Below are 19,627 nucleotides of genomic sequence, written 5' to 3' on the forward strand. Positions count from 1 at the left end.
AAAGCACCAGCTCAGGCCAGTCCATATCCATCAGATCGGTCAGCGGCGTGTTCAGCCAGTGTGCGGTTTCGGCTGTGACGGTGCGCCAGTCGCGGATGCCGTGCCCTTTGGGAAAAAACCGGCGATCACCTCGGAGATCGCAGTAAAATCATCCGTGTCCATGTCTTCGATAGCCTCGCGCGGCAGATCAGTCAGAACGGCAGCCATGATGATGCCCTGTTCCAGCTGATCCTCGATCCCGGCCAACGCATCCTGCAGTGTCTTGAGGTCCTTCACTTTCGGCTTCTTGACGCTGACCTCCGTCAGAGTCTGATCCCCCATGGTAATCGGTGCCGAAAGCGGCAGTCGTTTATTGCGATGCTGTACCATAAGCCCCCTCAAAATCCGTTGGGAATGCGCAGGATGTTGCGTTCATCAGCATTCTGGGAGGTTCCATCCACGCGCCAATCTGCGGTGAAAAAGTCCCAGTAGAGTTTTTCGACCCCGCCAAAATGCAGCTCGTAATGCAGGATTTCCGAGATTGCATAGTCAAAGCCCTGCATTTCGCCGCGCTGGAAGGCTTCTGGATTGGCCGCCCCAAGCCGGCCTTCAAGCACCGCTTTTGCCTCAATGGCCTCGCCCGTCCGTTTCGAGCGGATCGATCCATAGGCGGTGAATTTCTTGCGCGAGGCCGCCCCCAGCCCAAACTGGGTCAGCAGGTCCGGATCCCAGCCCGCCAGTTTGAAACTCGCCTCAAGTTTCTGGATGCCGACGGCCACCTCGATCTGCACGCGGGATCCGCCTGGGTGATAATCCTGAAAGCTTTCCTGGAGGTTGGGCAGCTGCAATTCGGTCAGCGTCAGGTGCTTTGAAGCCGTTGGGTCTTCGTCGCCGCAAAAAAGGTTTGCGGCTTCCATGATGTAGATATTGCTCATGTTGTGTTCCCTCAGCCGGTGATGGTGCCGACCTGTGCCAGCAGGTCATCCAGCAGCGCATCGAGCGCCGGGCGATAGCGGGCAGATTGAATGCCGAGGTAACGCAGCACCGGCGCCTCTTCGGCGGCGAAGCTCACGGTGAAGCGGCCTTGGCGCAGTTCCTCGGGCGTGTTCTGATCGCGGGTAAACTTCAGCTCGAAGCCCAGGATGTCACCATCGGCCTTGAGGTTCCTCAGCCCCGTTTCCATAGTATTGAGGATCGCCTGGATGGTTTGGCCGGTGACGTTGAAGCGGCCGAGATAAAACCGCAGGGTCCGGAGCAGCATCAGGTGGATAAAGTCCCGCCCGCGGGTGACGTTATAAAACCGCCAGAGATCATCTTCCCCTGCATTATCGGTGCCAACAAAGATGAACCCTCCCTGACCGATGGCGCTTTCGACCCCCATCTCGCCCCTCAGGATCACGCCAATATTGGCCGAGAGCAGGCGCTGGCCCTCGGTGGCTCCATCCGTCAGCGAAAAGTTGATGGGCCGAGAGGGGCCGACAATGCCCTGCACCGGCTGGTTTGCCCAGGAGTGGAAGGGGCGACCTTGTTTTTCGTGGTCACGACGCACGCCGATGCCGATGATGGCGGGTGATGCGGGTTGGACCACACTCACGCCATTGTCGTAGATCTTAACTGCCGGATCGATGGGGATGAGCCGGGATGAGGAAATCGTCTCACGCCAGTCGATGGCGTCTTGCTCTGTCGTGGCCGGGCCGTCGACCACAGCATGGGCCAAGAGCTTTTCGCAGATGGGCGGCAGCGCGGCGCAGACTGGGTTCGCCTCAGCCCCCGTGCGCTGGCTGGTGAATCCGGGCGCGCAAAGGAGCCGCGGGATCATGCCAATCTCGGGGCCTGCGCGTAGGAAGGCCGAGAGCCCTGTCAGGGCGCCGTCTCCTACGACATTGGCAATTGTCGCCGCGGCATCGATACCTTCTTCGACACGGATAAGGACCACCTTGGCGGCGACCTGGAATTCGCCGAGCTGCGCGTTCAAGATCACCAGCGCGTCTTTGAGCGTGCCGGCGTCCCCGAGCGCGGTCAGCTTGGCCGCATCATCCGAATAGTGAAACACGGGCGTGTCAGCGGGAAAGACAGATGCATCCGCATCCGGTGCGGTGCCGATGATGCCGACCACCGACATATCGCTCCAGACCGGTGGGCGCGGCTCATTGTCGATCCGCGTGATCGAAACCCCGAAAGTCGGGTCGGACATGATTGTCCCTCCTTGAAAATGTCAGGGTAAAAGGCGCGAGTCAGTAGGACCCGCCATCTACCGTTGCGATCTGGGCCTGCAATCCGTCGAGCGTGCTTTGCAGGTTTGAAACCTGGGCAATCGTGTGCCCGTGGCTGCTGGCCGCCTTGCTGGCAAGCTGGGCCGTGAGCGTTGGAATATCGCCGATCCCGAGCGCCACGGTGCCGGTTTGACCATTCACCGAGGACACCGGACCATTGGCGAGCACATTTTCCGCGACCGCTGCGGCGTCGGCGGCATCTTGGGCGGCCTGCTGGGCCAAAAGCAGGGTGTTCGCCACATTGGCGGCGGCCTCGATCAGGGCCGTGGCAAGGCCAGCACTTGCCGAAATCACCCAGTCATCATGCTGAGCTGCGCCGATGTCGCCGTGAATGGCGACAACCTCGCCTGCGAGCCCACCGTTTTCGCGCGCGTAAGCGGCCACCCGAAACACTGCCCAGTCGTTCAAGCTGTCCATGCCACCGCGAGAGATGACGACGTAGGGCGTGGGTGCAAAAAGCGCGCGCGCTGGCGTGTCATCGATCTCAAAGGTGGTCTCGAGCCCAACTGAGAGCGTCCGCGGCGTTGCCGATGTCGCCACGAGAAACCCGTTTTCTGCGGCGGCAGATGCTGTCGCCAGCGCAGGCCCCAGGACCTCATTCACCCGGGTCAGGCCAAGCGTGACCAGATTGTCGGTTGCCGTCCCGATCTGGGCGAGCTGGGTGTTCAGTTCCACGAGGCTTTCGGCGATCAGGCGATAGCGGCGGTTGAAGAAGTCCCGATCGAGATCCTGATTGTCGCGAACGCGTAGGTCTTCAAACCTCAGCATGGCATCAGCCTTTCTTCAGCGGCTCAGATGTGGCGATGGCCTCGGGATGATCTGCCGATAAACTGTCGAAAATCGCAGCCGTCACAGTATAGCGCGCACCCGGCCGAAACCGGGCGCCGGCAAATTCAAGGGGACGGTTCACCGTCACCCGGTAATGGGTCGGTTTGGAAGCCATGGGAGATGTTTCCTTGATGGGATCAGCTTTGCGCGTATTCGATCAACTCGCTGACGAGAAACGGCAGTGCCGCGCTGACGGTCGAGCCCACGATCTTGACCGCATAGGTGCTGACCGAGGTCACATTGAAGATCGAGGTCCGCCGCACCGTGCCATCGGCCAGCACGACATCCTCGACCACATCGGCCGCCTCAGTGCCGGTGAGACCCGCCCCCGTCAGCAAGGTGATGGTGCAATCGTGGTTTGCCTCTTCGAAATGCTGCAGGTCGGTCACCACCTTGACGCTAGTTGTGGGCGAGCCAAGCGTGCGCGCCTCCGAGACCCAGGTGAAGGCCGTCTTGGGGCGCGTGGCCACGGCTTGCGAGCCGGTCAATCCAAAACCAGGCATCAGATCCGTGGTGCCCGTGAGCGTCACACGCAGCGGCAGAATCGCGGGCAGCCCCGAAAGATCAGGGCCACTGGTATCACCATCGAGTGCCACCCAGGCCCCGTTCACTTGCACTTCGATGTCTGTGCGACAGGCCGGCGGCGTCACGCCCGGGTGCAGCACATCGAGATCGAGAATGCCGCCCGCCAGCTGCAGGGCTTTGAGTTCGACCGAGAGCCGTGTGCGCTCGAAGCGGGCAAAGTACAGCCGCATCTTCATGTCATCGACGAGATTGCCCGCGAAGAAGGCGCCATCGGTCGAGACAAAGAAGGTGCCTTGCACCACCCCATTGTCGATATTGGTCATGGCCACATAATGATCGCCCGTGGTCACCAGCACGATCGCATAGCGCCGTCCCGCTGTCAGGAAGGTTGGCGTGATCGGCAACTTAGTTTCCACAAGCGACGGCAGGCCCACTTCCGTAGAAATCGCCCCCACCTGAATGTCGAGAACCGGCAGGGTCGTGCGCGAGATGACCCGGGACAAATCCGGCATGCCAAAGGCGGTCTCGGTCACAAGAACTGTCACATCACCTGCCGCGGCCTTGCGCGAGAAATAAAGCCCCACCTGGCTCAGCCAGCCGTCTTGCGAGTTCAGGAAGGTCTGCGCCACTTGCTGGCCATTGATTGTGGCCGTGGTGGTGACCCGGTCCCAGTATTGCTCCTCGTAAGTGTCTATCCAGAAGCGGCGCACCCGGATCCAATGCACATTACCATTGGGCACCCGCGCGCCATTGGGCATGCGGTCCGGCAAGCCGTTCGTGACCTCCCAGGTCTCACCATCCCGGCGGAAGACATTGCCCGCGAGATCATAGGTGCCCTGGCGCCACCAGCGGCTGTTGGTGCAAACCACCATAGAATTGCCGTAGCGCCGCCGGGTCCGGGCGCGCGTCAGTTGACGGATTTCCGTGGTCTCGAAGGTGTATTGGGCCAGCCGCGTTTCAGACGCGTAGCCCGTCAGATCAAGCCGGACGCCATGAGCATATTTGGGCAGCACAAAGCCGCTACTATTGGCGATATAGACATTGTTGGGGTTCAGAAGTGCCAATTCCGAGGTTTCCGCTCCAGCCCGCGGGAAGCGAATGCCTTCCTCGACCACCGCATCGAAACTGAGGTGATCGATGTTCGAGCCTTCCGCTGTCAAGAAGTGGTTCGTGCCATAGTAGATATAGGCGCCCGGCGCATAGACTTCGGTGCGCAGCTCATCGAGCTGTTCGGTCAGTTCGACGATTTCGGCTTTGGTGGCATAGCCTGCCAAGCGATCAGCCAGCGCGGACAGGTCCGTGCGCAGCGTATCCACCTGACCGCTGATTTGGCCACGCCAGTTTTCCAGGGCGATCGTGCGGTTCGCGATATTGCGCAGGTTCGGCAGTTGCGTTGCCTGCCATTGTTCGATCGCGACCACGCCGGAGGTGTCCAACAGCACATAGGCGATAACCGTCACATTGGCATCTGTTGCCGGATAGCTCGGGTCTGGCCCTTCGGTGCCTGCCACAGTGGATATTTCCGCGCGGCGCAGGCTTTCCATCGCCACGGACTGCGGCTCTGTGGTGCCCGTTTGTGCATCGATCAGGAAATCCCGCGGCTGGATGTCGGTCTCGACCTCTTGGCCGAAGCTGACGATCGCCACGCGTTTGCGCGTTACCAGTGGCAGCACGTTGAAGAGATCAACGATGATGTCCTCGCCGCGTGCATAGACCGCGCCACCGGCGTAAAGCCGGCCTGCGGAGAGCGTGAGTTCCGTGGCCGCCGTCTTCGTGGCAGAAAACCCCGAATAGGCTTTGCCAGCTTCAAGTGCGTCGCGCACGATGTGATCCATCGAGGCGCGGCCAAAATCTTGCATGTTGTTGAGATCGGCGGATTGCAGCTCCTGCCGATCGCGGTAGATGACGGTGCGTTCCATGCCTCAAACCTCTGTTAATGCGCCGAGCGTGATATCCCCCACAGCGCGGCGGTCGCCCGGTCGCGGCACGCGCCAGGTCTTTGTGTTGATCAGGACCTTGTCCCGGAGCGATTTGGCAACCATGACCGCCGAGCGGGCATCGGCGACAGGCTTAGTGCTGGCGGCCACGACATAGCCATTGACGAACCGGCCCGCCGTCCGCGGATGACGCCTCCCCGTAATGCGGGTCAGCACCTCGGCCGTATAGGGCGGCATTCCAAGACGGGTGTAGCCCAGATGGGTGGACCTCTTGCGCTCATCGAGCACGCGGTCCGGGTCGTGGATGTGCCAGCGATCGTAGAGATGCCGCCAGGCGATTGTTTGCGGCAGGCAGGCGCCAGAGACGCGCTGCCCCGGGCCGCCCGGAAACAGGGACGTCGCTTGTGCCGCATGCGTCTCGGCGACCTGCTGCGGGCGCACGTCGATCAGATCGCCCTTGGGCAGGACTGTTGTGTATTGTTCCCGGCCAAGCCGATAGCTGTAGGTCTCGCTGCGCGGGATGCGCAGAATCCGCTGGCGCAAGCCAATGTCGTCGATCAGGAAGGCCTGTGCTTTCGGCCGATCGCCGAGATGAATGGCTGCCGTGGGCTTAGGCGCCAGAACCACTTCGTCATAAGAAATCGCGTTGGCCTCTCCAACGCGTTCTGGGGTCACTGTGCGAACCGTCAGATCAGTCTCCACGCCCCGGTCACAGAGCTTGGCCGTGCGAATATATTTGGTCTCGGCAATTGAGACAGGGTTATTTGGCCCCGCGAACGCCGTGCCAGGCCCCTCCGGCGCTGACAAAAACCGGGTGTTCCGACCGGAAACACCCCGCGCGACGAAGGGATAGACCCGAAGCTGGGCAAAGCGGTCGAGATAAGCGCTGCGTTCCGTCTCGCTCAGCGCCTTTGACAAATAGGTCTTGGCCGGTGGCACGATGAAGCGCCGCGCTTCGGCCCCCATGACGGTGAGTGCCTCGGCTATGGCGGTTTGTGTGCCCTTGATCGCGTGAAACGGCAGTGACCGCGCGGTGCGTGCGCGTTTTTTCTCATCTGGCCAATCTTTGTCCCAGAGATCGACCGACAGGCCCCAAGCGAGCCAGGGCAGATGCGGTGCCGGGACAGCATGGGGCTGGACGAGTTCACGCAGGCCGATCGGCAGGTCAGCGATGTGCGCGCCTGTGAGATCGGCCGCCTCCTCGAAGGCCGTTCGGTTGTCGGGCAGCAGGGTTTCTTGGGCCATCCGCGGCGCTCCTAGGCGTCGCGCAAATCCGCGACCGTGATGGTGATATCCTCGATGGCATAGACTTCGGTCGGCCCCAGAACGAGATCCCCAGATGGCGAGATCAAATTCACCGAATGCACGCCTTCCTGATGCAGTTTTGAGAAGATGGCTGAGCGGCGCAGGTTCATGCCCAGCATCCGGTTCGTTTCCACCCACGAGGTCAACGCGCTGACAGCGCGATCGCGCACAAGATTGCCATCTGGCCCGGGATAAAGCGTCAATGTCGCGCTGATCGTGACCGGATGCACGGCAGGCCCCAAGACCTCGACCATGTCCGTGAGCGGGCGCACATTATTGTCGATGAGCGACAGGCGAACAGCCTCGCGCTCTTCAAGGCTTGGGACTGGTTCATCGCCTGCGCGCAACATCGTCACGCGCACGCGTCCCGGCGTGGTCATGATCGCGGTGGCATCTCGTGCCCATGGGGCGGCAGTAAGGGCGTGGTAAATATAGGCCCCCTCGGGTCCCGCAACCGAGAATGCATCCGGGGCCAACTGCACCCGTCGACGCAGGTGTGCGTCATCCTCAGCAACCAGCGCCCCGGTCTCGTCCTCGACCTGCATCCGGGCCGTGGCAAAGAGAGCCGCCAGGTGATCCAAGTTCGTACCATAGGCCGAGGCCAACAACACAGCCCGGGCCGCATCATTGATCCGCGCGCGCAGAAGAACTTCGCGGTAGGCAAAAGCCTCGATGAGCTTGCGCGCGGGCTCGCTTTCGAGATCGATGACGCCAGCGATGTCCGGAAACCGCGCAACCAGATCATCACGCATGTCTCTGACGATGGTCTCGTAGTCCAGCGTCTCGATCACATCAGGCGGCGGCAAACCTGCCAAATTAATGGCCGTGAAACGGCTCATGCCAGGGCCTCGCGGGTTTCGATCAGCACACCATCGGGATTTGCATAGGCATCAATGCGCCGCGCGCCCTCCACGGTGTAATCGCCAAACATCGCTCGAGGGCGGTATTCGCCCTCGAGGAAGACATGCAAGACGCCCGCGCGTGTGACCTCGACGACCTGGATGCGCGTCACCCGATAGCGCGGTTCGAACTGCTCAATGGCCGAGGTCACCGCTGCGAAAAAGGGCGTCACCTCATTGGGGCTGATTGTGCGCCCCATGAGATGCGGCACGAAAGACCCATACCATTCCCGCATCACCCGGCTGCCAAACCGTGTGGTGCAGATATCCTGAAGGCTTTGCACCACATGCGGCCAGCCCTCGAGAATACGGCCCGTCGCGGCATTCATCCCGACCGACGGATTGGGGGAACGGCGGACCATAGTTCAGGGTTACTCCGTGGCCTCGGGGGTGTCAGATTTTACGACAGGCTTTGCAGGCTTCGTGGCCTTGGAGGCTGGTTTGACATCCAGCGCGCGCAGTGAGCCGAGGCGGACCTCGTGTTCGGCTTGTTTTTCGGTAAGCTCCAGCACGGTGCCCACGCCTGTATTGGTCTGGCCCGCCACAAAGCGGCCGGCGGTTTCGGTGATGGCGTAGCGAGGCATTTGTGTTTTCCCTGTCAGTTTGCTGGTGCGCCCGTGACCGAAGGCCCGGACAACACGCCGCTATGGATATGGCTGTCGCCGATATTCTTGCCGTTGTGGCGGACCTGGCCGCCGGTGAGTTCAACGTTGGCACCATCAACCTTGAAACGCACATCGCCGACAGCGATCTCGAGGCTGTCTTCAGCCAAGGTCACGGTGACATCGCCAAAGTGCAGCACATTCTGGTCGGCTGCCGTCGATGGTGACGGGTTAGCGCTCGAATGGGTTAACGGCACGGCGACCGCCTGCTGAAAATCGCCATTGGGCGACATCGCGGTGAACTGCTGCCCGATGCTGGGAGGCGTGTGGACCCGCAGCGCTCCTGAGAACTGCGCGTAAGGGATCCAGGGTGATAAAAACCGGCCCGAAATCCCATGCGCAGGGCCGAAGTCCAGCCGGATCCGTTGGGCCTCGGTGTCAACCTCAGCCACAGTGCCGTGCCGCATCATACCCGAGAAGCGGCGTTCGAGCTCGGCGATGCGCGCGGCGAGTTCCACCAATTCGCGGATGGCCATGTCAGGACCCCGCTGCCGCGGTGATCGACGCATCAATTGTGGTCACACGGTCGCCTTCTTCATCGAAGATGACTGTATCCAAGGGCACTGGATCGCCTTGATCGTCGAGCGCGGGCAAAACGCCAAGCTGATCCATGACGTCCAGTGGAACACCCAGCATCTGCGCAGTGCGCGCCCAATCGGGGACATCATTACCCTCGATCTGCTCGCGTAGCATGGCCGCGATCGGCGCCAATGTCTGATCCGCTTCCATCAGTGCAAGAACCTCGCCCCAGGCGGTGCCGGGCAGGATCTCCACCCCCGCCGCTGGCGTGTCGACCAGATCACAGGTCAAAACCAGCTGCCGGGCGGCGAAGCGCACGCCGTTTTCCGAGGAGGCCCCGCGACGTGAGAGTCGCCGGGTCACGCGGGGGACCAGTTTCATCCAGGCGCGCGTCCAGGAGTTGTCATCGCGGGTCAGCGCGGTGAGGACTTGGTGCTCCATCATATCAAGCGTCAGTTCCATCCCCTCATCGGTGTGCGGAATGGCGATGGTAATTTGACCGCCCTGACCGTCGCGTGCTGGAACCTCGACCCGCGCGGCGATGGCGAGTTCGATGACTAGGTCGCAGCGTTGCGCGTCCCCGGCAAGATCGCGGCCGGTGATGTCAGCCTCATGTTCATCCGTCGTCAGCACCAGAAGCGGCTGACGGTTTTCGGCGATGGTCTGATCGATTGGATCCACCGCGCTATCGAACACACGCGCACCAGCAAGGGTGCGGTCTCGGAGCGCCCGAGCCGCGGCCAATCGCATGACAAGGCGCGTCAGGCTCATAGAGTTTCATCCTCTTGGACAATGATCAGGGTCAAATCGCCCAGATCCGAGGGGGCGACCCTTGAGATTGCATAAATCGGCTGCCCGCTGCGTGCCATTAGAACAACCGCGTCGCCGGTGATCGGCAGCCAGGGCAGCTGATCGATCTGCGGCTTGGCGATCCAGAACTCGGCGGCGACGGTTGACAGCTTGGTCATGCCCGACATTTGCCCACCACGCGCTTGGCCACGGAGGTCCTCCTGCGCGGGGCCAGCTGAGAAGATGCCGTAGGTGGTTGCCTCGGGCCGGTCCGGGTCGGCGCTGCGTTCCGCGTATTGCGTGGATACACGAGGGCGCAGAAGAGCTGGTTCGGCAAAGACCGCCTTGACTGTTGCGCTGGTGCGGGCATCCAAGTCATTGAAAAGAGACATGATGCCTCCGTTTTTTGGACGATGTTTGCGCATCTTCCCGTATTGGGAATTTCTGTTGACACAAGTCTGACACGCTGCTACTTTCCCAATATGGGAAGGGGCACCTATGCGGATCATTGCAAGACAAACACTGACAGCTTTCGCTGATGCTCATCCAAGCTCCAAACCGGCGCTTGAACATTGGTACCGAATAGCGAAGGCGGCTGAGTGGAACGCAATGGCAGACGTACAGGCGGCCTTTTCCAAGGCAAAAGTCTTGAATGCAGAACGTGCCCGCTTTGAAATTCAAGGTGGCAACTACCGCCTCGTAGCGGCGTTCAACTTTCCAAGACAGATTGCCTTTATCAAGTTCGTAGGAACCCACGCTGAGTATGACAAGATCGACGCCCTGACCGTATCACAATATTAACCAAACTTCTGAAAGCCCCACACATGCAACTCAAACCTATCAGGAACGCGAGTGATCACAGGAAGGCACTCGCACTTATTGAAGAACTCTGGGATGCCGCCCCTGATACTGATGAGGGCGATCTGCTCGATATACTTGTCGACCTGGTCGAGCATTACGAAGAAAAGCACTTCCCTATTTCAGCTGCTGAACCTGTCGATGTTATCAAGGCGCACATGGACGCAACCGGCCGCACCCAAAAGGACCTTGGTGACCTTTTTGGATCAGCCCCCCGTGCGTCTGAGATTCTCAAAAAGCGACGCGCCTTGACCGTCGATATGATCCACAAGTTGCACGAAGATTGGGGTATTCCATCTGATTGCCTTATCCGCCCCTATCATTTGGAAGCAGCCTAATATTTATGTCCGCTTGCCCGGGATCAGCACTCGCGGGCGCGTGCAGTAATGCAGCGCGTTCATCTGGAACTCGAGGTTCACGCCCTTGCCGTTCTGCATTTCCCACTGTTTGCCGTAGAGGCGCTGGCCGGGGGTGTTGACGGTTTCAATGTAGTCTGCCGGCGCATAGACCGTGCGGAACAGCCCAGGAACGCCCGAGGGCAAGAGATGGCATTTGTCGGTGTCGATACCGACATTCCGGCCGCCGCGGTAGTTCATCCAGGTGATGCCGCCAAACTCGAAGGCGCCGTAGATGCCAGAATTGCCGGAATTGATATAGGCGTTCCGAAGCGAGGCTGCATCTGCGTAGCCCTTGTAGGTTTCGCGCACTTCTTGGTGGGCGATCAGATCGTCAAAGAAGGCATCTCCGCAGAGCGCCATGATACCTGTATAGGGCAACCCATCCAGAATGCCCGCCATCTGGCGGATCACCCCGGCGCATTTCTTGCGGAGCGCCCCATCGGCGGCGCTGGCATTGTCGAGGTCAAAATCGACCACCGCCTGCTGGCTTTCTCCGAATTCGGTGAAGTAATCGAACAGAACCGAGCCATCGGCGTCGAGTAGCTGGCCGGTCTTGAGAATGTTCAGCCGGTGGTATTCTTCTGTAAGCGCGAAGAACTGGCTCGCCTCGGCCGCACGGTCCGCGATTTTCTGCTGCAACCGTTCGACGGCTACCTCCTGACCAAAGGCACGAACCTGCTGCACCTCGTCGGCGTAGATCGCGTCATCGACCTGGAAATGTGGGACCTTTAGCATGCGCACGGCGCGCTTGGATTTATCGAAGGTCTGGCCGGGCCCGCCGCGCGGGCTCGCCGAGACCAGCATGCGGTTTTGCTCTTTGTCCTTCTCGATCGCGATGTCGAGCGTGTCGATGCTGGTGGTCTGGAAGAGTCCCATCTGCCCGATGCGAGACGGGGTGTATTTGATCTCACGAAGCGCGTCCGTGAGGCGCATGACGCTGAAGGCGTCCTGACTGAAGATGTTGAGGATCGACATGGGAGGTCCTTTATTGCGTCGGCGCGCCAATAACTGGCCACGCGAGATCACCTCGCGGCCCGAGGACGCAGGAGATCAGATTTCAAAATGTGAGGGTTGCGTGCAGTTGGCGGTGGTTACCGCACAATAATCCCGACGATCGCCAAGTCAGCTTGGGCCGCAACCTTTTCGGCGGCCTGGTCGCGGTCGGGGTGGTAGGTCAGGATCTTGCCGTTGACCTCGGCGTCCCGCGTGATGGCAGCGATATCAGCATCACTTGCGGTGGCATCGCAGCCGTAAAGCGCAATGGCCACGGCGCTCTGGCTGCCATCAGTCGCCCCCACGGCACTGGCCAGATATTTGCCACTTGCGGTGATTTTGCCGAGCACGGTGCCCGGCGCGATGATGCCCGCACCGCTGGCGATGGTGATGTTTTCCCGCGAGCGTTGGCCATTGGCCTCGGTCATCAGGAATTCGCCGGGATGCCGGCTTTCGATGAGAACGGTCATGGACTGCCTCTCCTATTCAGTTGAAGCGCGCATTGGCTTGGGTGATGGCTTTCGACCACCCTGCCGCATTACGTTCAGACCGGTTGCGGTGATCGGCCGGCGTTTCGGCGCCAAGTTCAGCCTCTTGCGCGGCTCGGTCGGCGATAGATGTCGCAGAGGCGGTTTTCGGCGAGGCAGCAAGCACCTTGGCCGCGTCGGCTGCCGTCATTTCGGTCTCAAGCGCCAGCACCAAGGCCTGTGCCTCGCGGCCTTCCGTTTCGGGCGCGGTCATGATGGATTTGATCCGCGCGGTGGCCTCCGCCTTGCCGGCGGTGACACCAGCCGTATGGGCCTCGGCTCGCGTGACTTCGACAGCCGACTGTAGATCGGCCGGGCTGATAGCAGAGACATCGCCCTGCTGTGCCTCATTTTGGGGTGTTTGGGTCATGGGTCCTCCTTTTCTCTGGGGGCTCGCCCCGGAGGGCGGTTGCGAGAGCGCGGCGATCACCTCATCGAGGCTCGCCATGCGATCGGCGAGGCATTGGGCAATGGCATCGGCGCCAAGATAGGTGCGGGCGTCCGTTGCACGGATCGCATCCGCGCTGATCCGGCCAGTGCGCCCTTCGGCCACGAGATCCACGAATTGGTCGTAGATTTTTATCACCTCGGCCTGCAGGTCTGCGCGCACGGCGTCTGACAGTGGTCCAAACGGGTGGCCGTCGACCTTGTGCGCGCCCGCATGGATCAGCGTCGGCTTCACGCCGCGATCTTCCAATTCTCCCGAGCGATCGAGATGGGTCAGCACGACGCCAATCGATCCCACCATCGAGGTGGGCGAGACGATGATTTCCGATGCAGCGCTCGCGATGCCATAGGCAGCAGAGGCCGCCACATCGTTCACAAAAGCCACGACCGGCTTGGTCTTGTTGACGGCCGCGACCAGCTTGGCCGTGGCAAACATGCCCGTGGCCTCACCGCCGGAACTGTCGATGTCCAGGAGGATCGCCCGAACCTCCGGATCCGCTACCGCCTCGCGCAGCTGCGCGGCAATCCCCTCATAGGACACGAGACCCGAACTGGCCCCGATCCAGGCACCGCGGTTCACCAGACTGCCGACAATCGGCAGGATGGCGACCCCGTTTTCCACGCGCATCGACCCGATACTGCCATTGGCACGGCGATATGTGCCGACGAACCGGTTGGTCTCAGGCGTGATGGCTTGCAGCGGCTCAATCCCAATCCGTCCCTGCAGTACATGCAAGATCAGATCGGCTTTGTCCGGGTGCAAAAGCAGTGGTCGGTTCAGAACGCGGCCGGCAATCTGCGCCAGAGACGGCCCCGCTTCAGCGACGGCCTTCTGTTTGATTTCGGGCGGTTCCGTCACCTCACCCCTCCTGTTCCAAGCGCAAAGCGGCGCGGGCCACGCCCTTGGTGTTGTGCGCATTGCTCTTCAAAACCGCGAATGACCGCCAAAAGCCGATCGGGATGCGCCCTATGATAGGTGACGGAGCGTTCCACGCCGTTTGATCCGGCCCGAAAGCGCACCTCCATGGCGCCTTCGCCAGCGACAAGCCTTACATAGACCTGCCGTAGGCTGGCAGCGGCGGCGCAAGGATCGGCCTCATCGATGCTGATTGTCATGCCTCGGCCTCATCGCCTATGTCGTCCCGTCCATCGGTGGCCGCATTAGGGCCACCACCCTGCGCCCCCATCATCTGCGGCTCGGGCAGCCCATATTCGGCCCGGAGCGCCTGTTCTTGGGCGAGTTGCTGGTAGACATCATCCACATCCGCCCCGAGATCGGTGCAGATCATCGCGTCCGACATCACGCCGAGCCGTTTCCACACCTCATGCGCCTTGGCCTTCTTGAGATCATCGGCCTGCGGGCGTGGATCGCCGCGCCACTCCGCGCGGCACGCCGCCGTGCGATTGACGAGGAAGCCGGCAATGCCACCGGGAAACGGCAGGCTGCCCGCCTCTATCTCTTCTTCAAGCCAGGCCTCATAGATCGGCTGGCAAAACGGCGCCATGATGTTGCGCCGCCGCGCCTTGGTGATGGCGAAGATCTCTGTCGTCGCCGCCTGCAGCGACGAATAGGTCGCCCCCACATTGTCGCCCGTGGCGCTTTCATAAGTCAGCCCCAGGCACCGAGCGAGTTCGCGCAAGAGATGCATCGAGAAGGCGGCGTAATCCGAGGACGGATGGTTGCTCGTGTGGAACTTCAGCTCCTGGCCCGGAAAGAGGTGGGCCAAGCGGCCGTTTATCCCCACATCCAGCGTGCTGCCGTCATAATAGCCCGCGACCATTTCGATATAGGCCTCCATCGGCGAGATGCCTTGGGCTAACATCTGCGCATGTTCCTGGGGCGTCAGCAGACCCTGCAACACTTGTTCCGTCGGCTCGTCCGAGGTGATCGTCACCGCAAACAGCGTCTGCACGATTGCCGCCATTAGCGTTGCATCAGCCAGCTGGTCGAACTGGCGCGCCACCTGCAGCGCCGGCACCAGAGGCGAAATGCCCCGATGCGTGCCCGGTGCGCCTTCAAAAATATGGAGCACACGCGGCCGTCCCGCGGCATCGCGGGCGCGCACGTCATATTCCACGTCGTGTTTGAACAGGTCCTTGCGAATGGCGCGGTAGCCCACCGGCATGCCATCGGCATCCGTGTAGACTCCGTTGATCAGCCGCCGCATGCTTTCGGTCTTGCGCGACAGGCGATGTGGCGGCAGCAGTCGTACCTTGGTGCCGTAGCGGTTCCACGGCCGCTTGCGCCAGGGCAGTTCGGCCAAGATTTCGCCGGTGATGAGCCACGACCGAAACGCCGCCGCCTGCATCTGCCCGAAGGTCCGAAGGCCTTGGATATCGCATTCCTGCGCGCTCCGCGCCCATAGTTCAAAGCGACGCTCGACCGTTTTGGCCCAATCCGAGGCCTCGGCCGGCGTCATGCCAAAAGTCTCGTTCTCCGGCAGCGCCTTCAGCTGCAGCCCCGTGCCCACGGTATTGGCCACGCATTGCTCCAACGCGCCGGCAAGCCAACCGCTGTTGTGCAAGAGGTCGTTGACCCGCGCCGCCGCATCGTCCCAGGCCTCGCCAATATCATCTTGGGCTTCCCGCAAGGCCGGCTTCCAACCGGCGAAGGTCACGCCCCGTCCGCCGCGCATGTATTTGCCGGAGGGTCTGCGGAGGCTCATCCCCTCCGGCCCCGCGACCGGAGGCAGCGCCTCGGCCAGCAGATATTTCAACTTTGCGATCACAGACATCTGCGTTATCCATTCAGCCTGCTGCCATGGCTGGCAAACCGCCCGCGCAGAGCGCCGCTGCCGCCGCGTCCTGGGGAGGAGCGCGATGCCGGCGGCGGCGCCTTTGATATATCAGGCTCTGGTGCCGTCACCTGGGTTGGGTCATGCCCATCGGGCACGGATGCCTCGAGGTTGGTTTGTCGTTCGATCCCTTCCGGGATCCGCTGGACGTTCAGCGTGTAGCCAATGGCCGCACAGAGCGCCTCGCAATCTAGAAAGTGGTTGTTGCGCGAGCGTTTCACCCAGACGGGCTTGCCCTCAACCACGACACGTGCCTCTGAGGTCAGCTGCTTGCAGTATTCCTCGGAGACCTGTTCATGGACATGAAACGCCCCCGGCTGATCGGCCGGCGTGCGAATGCGCGACGTCACCAGCGATTTGAAAAAGTCGGTCGAGAGCGTCACCAGATCGATCGAATAGAGCGCCTTTTTGCCATCGGGCTTTACCTCGATTTTTGAGACCCGATAGGGCGGGCTCTGGATGTCTTTCCCCTTGGTGGGCGCGCAGAGCCAGCTGTAGCGACGGCAGAACTCATAGACCTTGTGCTCATTCCCGAGCTCCGGCTTGTCCGGCCGGAAGCCGGAGTCCACAAACACCTTCTCGATCTGCATCCCGCCCATCGGCGTCAGCATCAGGTCTGCCAGCGCCGACCAGACATCGTCATCTTCTGTGGGCCCATAAAGCTGACCGTTATCAATCAGCCAGGACGTGCCCCGCGCCCCGAAGGCCCGAATTACATAGACTAGACTGAACTTCTGCACGTCCACGCCCATGACGAGGCGCAACCCGCCCGCGGGGACATCGCCCGACCGGTAGGGTTGGCGGCGTTCCATGATCTCCTGCCAGTCCGGCACATCGCCTGAAGCGGTCATGGCGTAGCACTCGCCAAAACCCGCATTCATCGCCGTCTGAATGCGGTTGTGATCCCCCGACTGCAGCGCGGTCAGATAGGTTTCCGCGCGCTGCCCCCAGGTGACAAACGGCGAGCAGAGCCCCGATGTCCACATCGACAGGGTCGAGCTGTCGGCGGGAGCGCCAGTCACGCGTGGGGCGTCATCCTTGAATTCGACCCGCTGTCCTGGCGCCACCATGGCACCGCGCGTGTTCATCCAGACCTTATCGGCCTCAGAATGCTGGCCGCCGCAGCGCGGACATTCGAGCGTGGCGGCCTGTTTGGCCTGCGCAGGCGTCGCGCGGTCGGGCCAGCGCAGCTGCTTGAAGCGCGGAATGAAGAACTCCTCACAATGCCGGCACGGCCAGGCCCAGTGATGCCGCGTGCCCTCCTGCCAGAGTTTCCAAATCGGGCTTTCGAGATCCTCCGGCGCTGATCGTGCCCAGAACTCGAGGCCACTGCTGTCATCCGGTTCGATTTCCACGAGGCCTCGCGCCGGTGTGCTGGTAATCGCCGTCACAAAATCGGCGTAGGTCTCGCCTCGGGCCTCGACCAAGCCCAGAACATCGCCTTGGCCTTTCACATTGGCCATCATCTCATCGTATTCGTCGATCAGCGCCAAGGCTGCGGGATCAGATTTCAGCGCCGTGGAGGAGCCCGCATGGGCAAGGCGCAGCCGTACACCAGCCACATGCTTCAGCGTCTTTTTCATCCGGCGGCCGCGCACCACCTTGTTGGCCAGCGTGTCGGCCTCATCCAACAACGCCATCAGCCGCGGTTCGAACTGGTCGGTCAGGAATTCCTTTGTCGGGCCCACATACAAAATTGGCGCCGGGCGCTGGTCGAGCCGCGCGCCAATGATATCCAGCATGCTGTCCGTCTTGCCCGACTGTGCCGAAGTCACCGCCACCACCCTGCGATAACCACCGCGATGCACCGCCGAAGACCAAGGGATCATGTAAGGCGTCAGCCCCGGATCACGGGGGCCGGGAATGCCGGCAGTTTCTGGATAAATCCGGTGTGCCGCCGCCCAAGGCGCCGGGTCACGCTTCTCGCTCGGCCTCCAGATCGCCGCTGCCAGCGACCAGAGCTGCCCCTGCTTTGTCGGCCGCCCCTGCAATACGTTCAAGCGCGCCATCGATCACCTCTTCGAGCGCGCGCCGCGCCTCCATATCGCGCGTATAGCGCGCCGCGAGACCCGCAAGTTCCGCGCGCACCAGCGCCGCCATCTCACCCACGACGGCCTTTGCATCCTCCACCAGGATCAGTTCCCGGCTGCGTTCCTGGATCCTGAGTTCAATCTCACGCGTGCGCGCTTCCGTGGCCCGACTGGCCACCGCGGCTTTGTTGTTCTTTGACAGCTGGTCTTCGTAATAGGCCAGAGCCCCGCGAATGACGCCAACCAGCGTGTATTCCCCGCGCTGCGCCCGATCCATATAGCCGGATTTGACCAAGCCCTGGACCCAGCGGTCCGAGCGCCCGAGCAGGGCTGCGGCCTGGGATACCGTAATGGTTTGGCCGCGGGGTTTGCCGTCCGACATGGGTCACAGCCTCCATCGTTCGAATAAGCGGCGAAGTGCGTATCCACGGATCAATGAGACGGCTGTGAAGATCAGCCCAAGGCCAAGGTTCTCGACCACACCGACGCGCAACCCAAAGGTCGGAAACACTGCGAACTGCGTGGCAACCGCCAACGCGTAGCCCACCGCCGTGTTGGTCACCGCCTCGATCAGAGATCCGCGTCTTGATTGCGCCATGTGTCCATCTAAAGCCATGTAATTGCTGCGATTATAGTAGATATACTCAGGCGTAAGAGCGAAGATTCCTTGACGCAAACGACGCACCCAAGGACCTCGCCCATGACCATCGCCGAACGTTACAACGCCGCCGCCGCCAAACTCCTGCCGCATATGGCTGCCGACCTGACGGTCGATCCGGCCATCACGGATGCCAACCACATCGACGAGATTGTCTTTCGCCGCAGCGAATACCTCGGCGGCATGGCCATCGCCATCCTCGCCATGATCGACCAACAGAACTGAGGGAACCAAACATGAGTGCTATTACCACCATCCGCATTTATCACGACACGCTGCCCGCGCATTTTGATCGTTCACGGCCGGACGCTGTTGCTGAGGCCATCCAGACGGCTCTGCGCGAAGATGGGGTCGCCGCTCAAGCCTCCGACGTTTTCTCGCATCTGAAGATTGAACTGCCCACAAACCAGTTGGTCGAGGCAAGTCGCGTCTTAGCCGAACTTCATCTCATTTGACGGAAAACACCGATGAGCACCCGCGCACAGATCGCGATCGAGACCGGGCCAGACGAATGGGCCCATGTTTACTGCCACTTTGACGGCTACCCCGCGCACATGCTGCCCGCGTTGGCGGCTTGGACGCCTGAGGACATCCTCGCTGCCCGGGAAATCCGACAGGTTCGTGCCGACAAATTGGACTGTTTTGATCCACCCCGCGCGCCCCGGATCCTGCCCCGTCCGACATGCGAGCTCTCGCATCTCTACATCTGGCAATACAGCGGCTGGGTCGATTTTACGGACCACGCCGAATGATCAATTAGCAATAATAGAACACTGATTTTGCTACACTTTCAGGCGAAGTGGAGCGACTCTGACCTCACAGAACGAGACGTAACTCAGCCCACGGAGCCCGCAATGACCAACCCCGCCGCCACCCTGATCACCGACTTTCGCACCCGCGCAGATGAGATTGACCGCCTGCTTGCCCCAACTGGCTGCGCCACGATCGCCTTGCACAACTGGATCGTCATCGACGATTTCGGGCCGCTGACCTTCACCTTGACGCCCGAGGGCAAGAAGCATCGTGCCACCTGCAGCGGCCATGGCAGCGCGCACAAGGTCAACCGCTTCACCCGCGAGGATGCTGAGCGCCTTGCCACAGCCTGCAATGCCCACGCGGTTTTCTGGGCCGATGCTGCACGCGAAGAGGCCACAACACTGCGGCAGCACATCGCCAAGCTGGAAGCCGCAAAAGCGGCCTGAACC

General features: G+C 61.4%; 27 protein-coding genes. 6 read left to right on the top strand and 21 right to left on the bottom strand.

Translation table 11 applies throughout. The features are described 5' to 3' along the window. Positions 1-51: 51 nt before the first annotated feature. The 13 genes from THS5294_RS01590 to THS5294_RS01645 are packed head-to-tail and all read right to left on the bottom strand — an operon-like array spanning position 52 to position 10,108. Positions 52-369, bottom strand: a complete 318-nt coding sequence (locus THS5294_RS01590) for a phage tail assembly protein (protein WP_058122354.1) — start codon at positions 367-369, stop codon at positions 52-54. An 8-nt stretch (positions 370-377) separates the two neighbouring features. After that, a complete protein-coding gene (locus THS5294_RS01595) occupies positions 378-914 on the bottom strand; it encodes a phage major tail tube protein (protein WP_058122355.1) in 537 nt (178 codons plus the stop codon). Positions 915-925: 11 nt separating this feature from the next. Next, positions 926-2,173, bottom strand: coding sequence for a phage tail sheath family protein (locus THS5294_RS01600; RefSeq protein ID WP_058122356.1), 1,248 nt, complete (start codon positions 2,171-2,173; stop codon positions 926-928). A 40-nt stretch (positions 2,174-2,213) separates the two neighbouring features. Next, entirely contained in the window at positions 2,214-3,020 is an 807-nt protein-coding gene (locus THS5294_RS01605; protein WP_058122357.1) for a phage tail fiber repeat family protein, read from the bottom strand. Between the two features lie 4 nt (positions 3,021-3,024). Next, on the bottom strand, positions 3,025-3,195 hold the full coding sequence (locus THS5294_RS18175; RefSeq protein WP_139278645.1) for a cytochrome c biogenesis protein ResB: 171 nt from the start codon (positions 3,193-3,195) through the stop codon (positions 3,025-3,027). Positions 3,196-3,217: 22 nt separating this feature from the next. Beyond that, complete coding sequence (locus THS5294_RS01610) at positions 3,218-5,524, bottom strand: hypothetical protein (RefSeq protein ID WP_058122358.1); 2,307 nt, start codon at positions 5,522-5,524, stop codon at positions 3,218-3,220. Between the two features lie 3 nt (positions 5,525-5,527). Further along, positions 5,528-6,787 carry a phage tail protein I gene (locus tag THS5294_RS01615; protein ID WP_058122359.1) on the bottom strand — a complete coding sequence of 420 codons (1,260 nt, stop codon included), beginning with the start codon at positions 6,785-6,787 and terminating at the stop codon, positions 5,528-5,530. Between the two features lie 11 nt (positions 6,788-6,798). After that, a complete protein-coding gene (locus THS5294_RS01620; RefSeq protein WP_058122360.1) occupies positions 6,799-7,686 on the bottom strand; it encodes a baseplate assembly protein in 888 nt (295 codons plus the stop codon). After that, a complete protein-coding gene (locus THS5294_RS01625) occupies positions 7,683-8,108 on the bottom strand; it encodes a GPW/gp25 family protein (RefSeq protein WP_058122361.1) in 426 nt (141 codons plus the stop codon). Before THS5294_RS01625 ends, THS5294_RS01620 begins: the two co-directional genes overlap by 4 nt. A gap of 9 nt (positions 8,109-8,117) precedes the next feature. Continuing rightward, positions 8,118-8,330 (bottom strand): hypothetical protein, encoded by a 213-nt coding sequence (locus THS5294_RS01630; protein ID WP_058122362.1) that lies wholly within the window; start codon positions 8,328-8,330, stop codon positions 8,118-8,120. A gap of 14 nt (positions 8,331-8,344) precedes the next feature. Continuing rightward, positions 8,345-8,884, bottom strand: coding sequence for a phage baseplate assembly protein V (locus THS5294_RS01635; protein WP_072936714.1), 540 nt, complete (start codon positions 8,882-8,884; stop codon positions 8,345-8,347). A 1-nt stretch (position 8,885) separates the two neighbouring features. Then, a complete protein-coding gene (locus THS5294_RS01640; RefSeq protein WP_058122363.1) occupies positions 8,886-9,698 on the bottom strand; it encodes a hypothetical protein in 813 nt (270 codons plus the stop codon). Next, positions 9,695-10,108, bottom strand: a complete 414-nt coding sequence (locus THS5294_RS01645) for a hypothetical protein (protein ID WP_058122364.1) — start codon at positions 10,106-10,108, stop codon at positions 9,695-9,697. The genes THS5294_RS01640 and THS5294_RS01645 overlap by 4 nt, the downstream gene beginning before the upstream one ends. 106 nt (positions 10,109-10,214) lie before the next feature. Here THS5294_RS01645 and THS5294_RS01650 point away from each other — a divergent pair, with 106 nt between their 5' ends. Together THS5294_RS01650 and THS5294_RS01655 are read left to right on the top strand one after the other, a co-directional pair. Beyond that, positions 10,215-10,517, top strand: coding sequence for a type II toxin-antitoxin system HigB family toxin (locus THS5294_RS01650; protein ID WP_058122365.1), 303 nt, complete (start codon positions 10,215-10,217; stop codon positions 10,515-10,517). A 23-nt stretch (positions 10,518-10,540) separates the two neighbouring features. Next, on the top strand, positions 10,541-10,912 hold the full coding sequence (locus THS5294_RS01655; RefSeq protein WP_058122366.1) for a helix-turn-helix domain-containing protein: 372 nt from the start codon (positions 10,541-10,543) through the stop codon (positions 10,910-10,912). A 3-nt stretch (positions 10,913-10,915) separates the two neighbouring features. Here the strand turns inward: THS5294_RS01655 and THS5294_RS01660 are convergent, their stop codons facing one another. The 8 genes from THS5294_RS01660 to THS5294_RS01695 all read right to left on the bottom strand — a co-directional run bounded on the left by THS5294_RS01660 (position 10,916) and on the right by THS5294_RS01695 (position 18,362). Continuing rightward, on the bottom strand, positions 10,916-11,947 hold the full coding sequence (locus THS5294_RS01660; protein WP_233486384.1) for a major capsid protein: 1,032 nt from the start codon (positions 11,945-11,947) through the stop codon (positions 10,916-10,918). Between the two features lie 116 nt (positions 11,948-12,063). After that, the gene (locus THS5294_RS01665; RefSeq protein ID WP_058122367.1) at positions 12,064-12,435 is read right to left on the bottom strand and encodes a head decoration protein; all 372 of its coding nucleotides are present in this window, start codon (positions 12,433-12,435) and stop codon (positions 12,064-12,066) included. 16 nt (positions 12,436-12,451) lie between these two features. Next, positions 12,452-13,798 (bottom strand): S49 family peptidase, encoded by a 1,347-nt coding sequence (locus tag THS5294_RS01670; protein ID WP_058122368.1) that lies wholly within the window; start codon positions 13,796-13,798, stop codon positions 12,452-12,454. Then, positions 13,795-14,055 (bottom strand): hypothetical protein, encoded by a 261-nt coding sequence (locus THS5294_RS18180; RefSeq protein WP_058122369.1) that lies wholly within the window; start codon positions 14,053-14,055, stop codon positions 13,795-13,797. Before THS5294_RS18180 ends, THS5294_RS01670 begins: the two co-directional genes overlap by 4 nt. Next, the gene (locus tag THS5294_RS01680; protein ID WP_058122370.1) at positions 14,052-15,674 is read right to left on the bottom strand and encodes a phage portal protein; all 1,623 of its coding nucleotides are present in this window, start codon (positions 15,672-15,674) and stop codon (positions 14,052-14,054) included. The genes THS5294_RS18180 and THS5294_RS01680 overlap by 4 nt, the downstream gene beginning before the upstream one ends. 5 nt (positions 15,675-15,679) lie before the next feature. Beyond that, positions 15,680-17,743 (bottom strand): terminase gpA endonuclease subunit, encoded by a 2,064-nt coding sequence (locus THS5294_RS01685; RefSeq protein WP_072936715.1) that lies wholly within the window; start codon positions 17,741-17,743, stop codon positions 15,680-15,682. Further along, the gene (locus THS5294_RS01690) at positions 17,649-18,146 is read right to left on the bottom strand and encodes a hypothetical protein (protein ID WP_058122372.1); all 498 of its coding nucleotides are present in this window, start codon (positions 18,144-18,146) and stop codon (positions 17,649-17,651) included. Before THS5294_RS01690 ends, THS5294_RS01685 begins: the two co-directional genes overlap by 95 nt. A gap of 3 nt (positions 18,147-18,149) precedes the next feature. Further along, complete coding sequence (locus tag THS5294_RS01695; protein WP_058122373.1) at positions 18,150-18,362, bottom strand: DUF7220 family protein; 213 nt, start codon at positions 18,360-18,362, stop codon at positions 18,150-18,152. 102 nt (positions 18,363-18,464) lie between these two features. Between THS5294_RS01695 and THS5294_RS01700 the strand changes: the two genes are divergently transcribed. The 4 genes from THS5294_RS01700 (at position 18,465) to THS5294_RS01715 (ending at position 19,624) form a co-directional block, all read left to right on the top strand. Next, entirely contained in the window at positions 18,465-18,647 is a 183-nt protein-coding gene (locus THS5294_RS01700) for a hypothetical protein (RefSeq protein ID WP_058122374.1), read from the top strand. Between the two features lie 11 nt (positions 18,648-18,658). Beyond that, positions 18,659-18,877, top strand: a complete 219-nt coding sequence (locus tag THS5294_RS01705) for a hypothetical protein (RefSeq protein WP_058122375.1) — start codon at positions 18,659-18,661, stop codon at positions 18,875-18,877. Positions 18,878-18,889: 12 nt separating this feature from the next. Next, entirely contained in the window at positions 18,890-19,174 is a 285-nt protein-coding gene (locus tag THS5294_RS01710; RefSeq protein ID WP_058122376.1) for a hypothetical protein, read from the top strand. Positions 19,175-19,276: 102 nt separating this feature from the next. Beyond that, on the top strand, positions 19,277-19,624 hold the full coding sequence (locus THS5294_RS01715) for a hypothetical protein (protein ID WP_058122377.1): 348 nt from the start codon (positions 19,277-19,279) through the stop codon (positions 19,622-19,624). The last annotated feature ends 3 nt before the right edge of the window (positions 19,625-19,627 follow it).

The sequence above is a fragment of the Thalassobacter stenotrophicus genome (genome assembly GCF_001458315.1).
In the GTDB taxonomy this organism is placed as follows: Bacteria; Pseudomonadota; Alphaproteobacteria; order Rhodobacterales; family Rhodobacteraceae; genus Thalassobacter; species Thalassobacter stenotrophicus.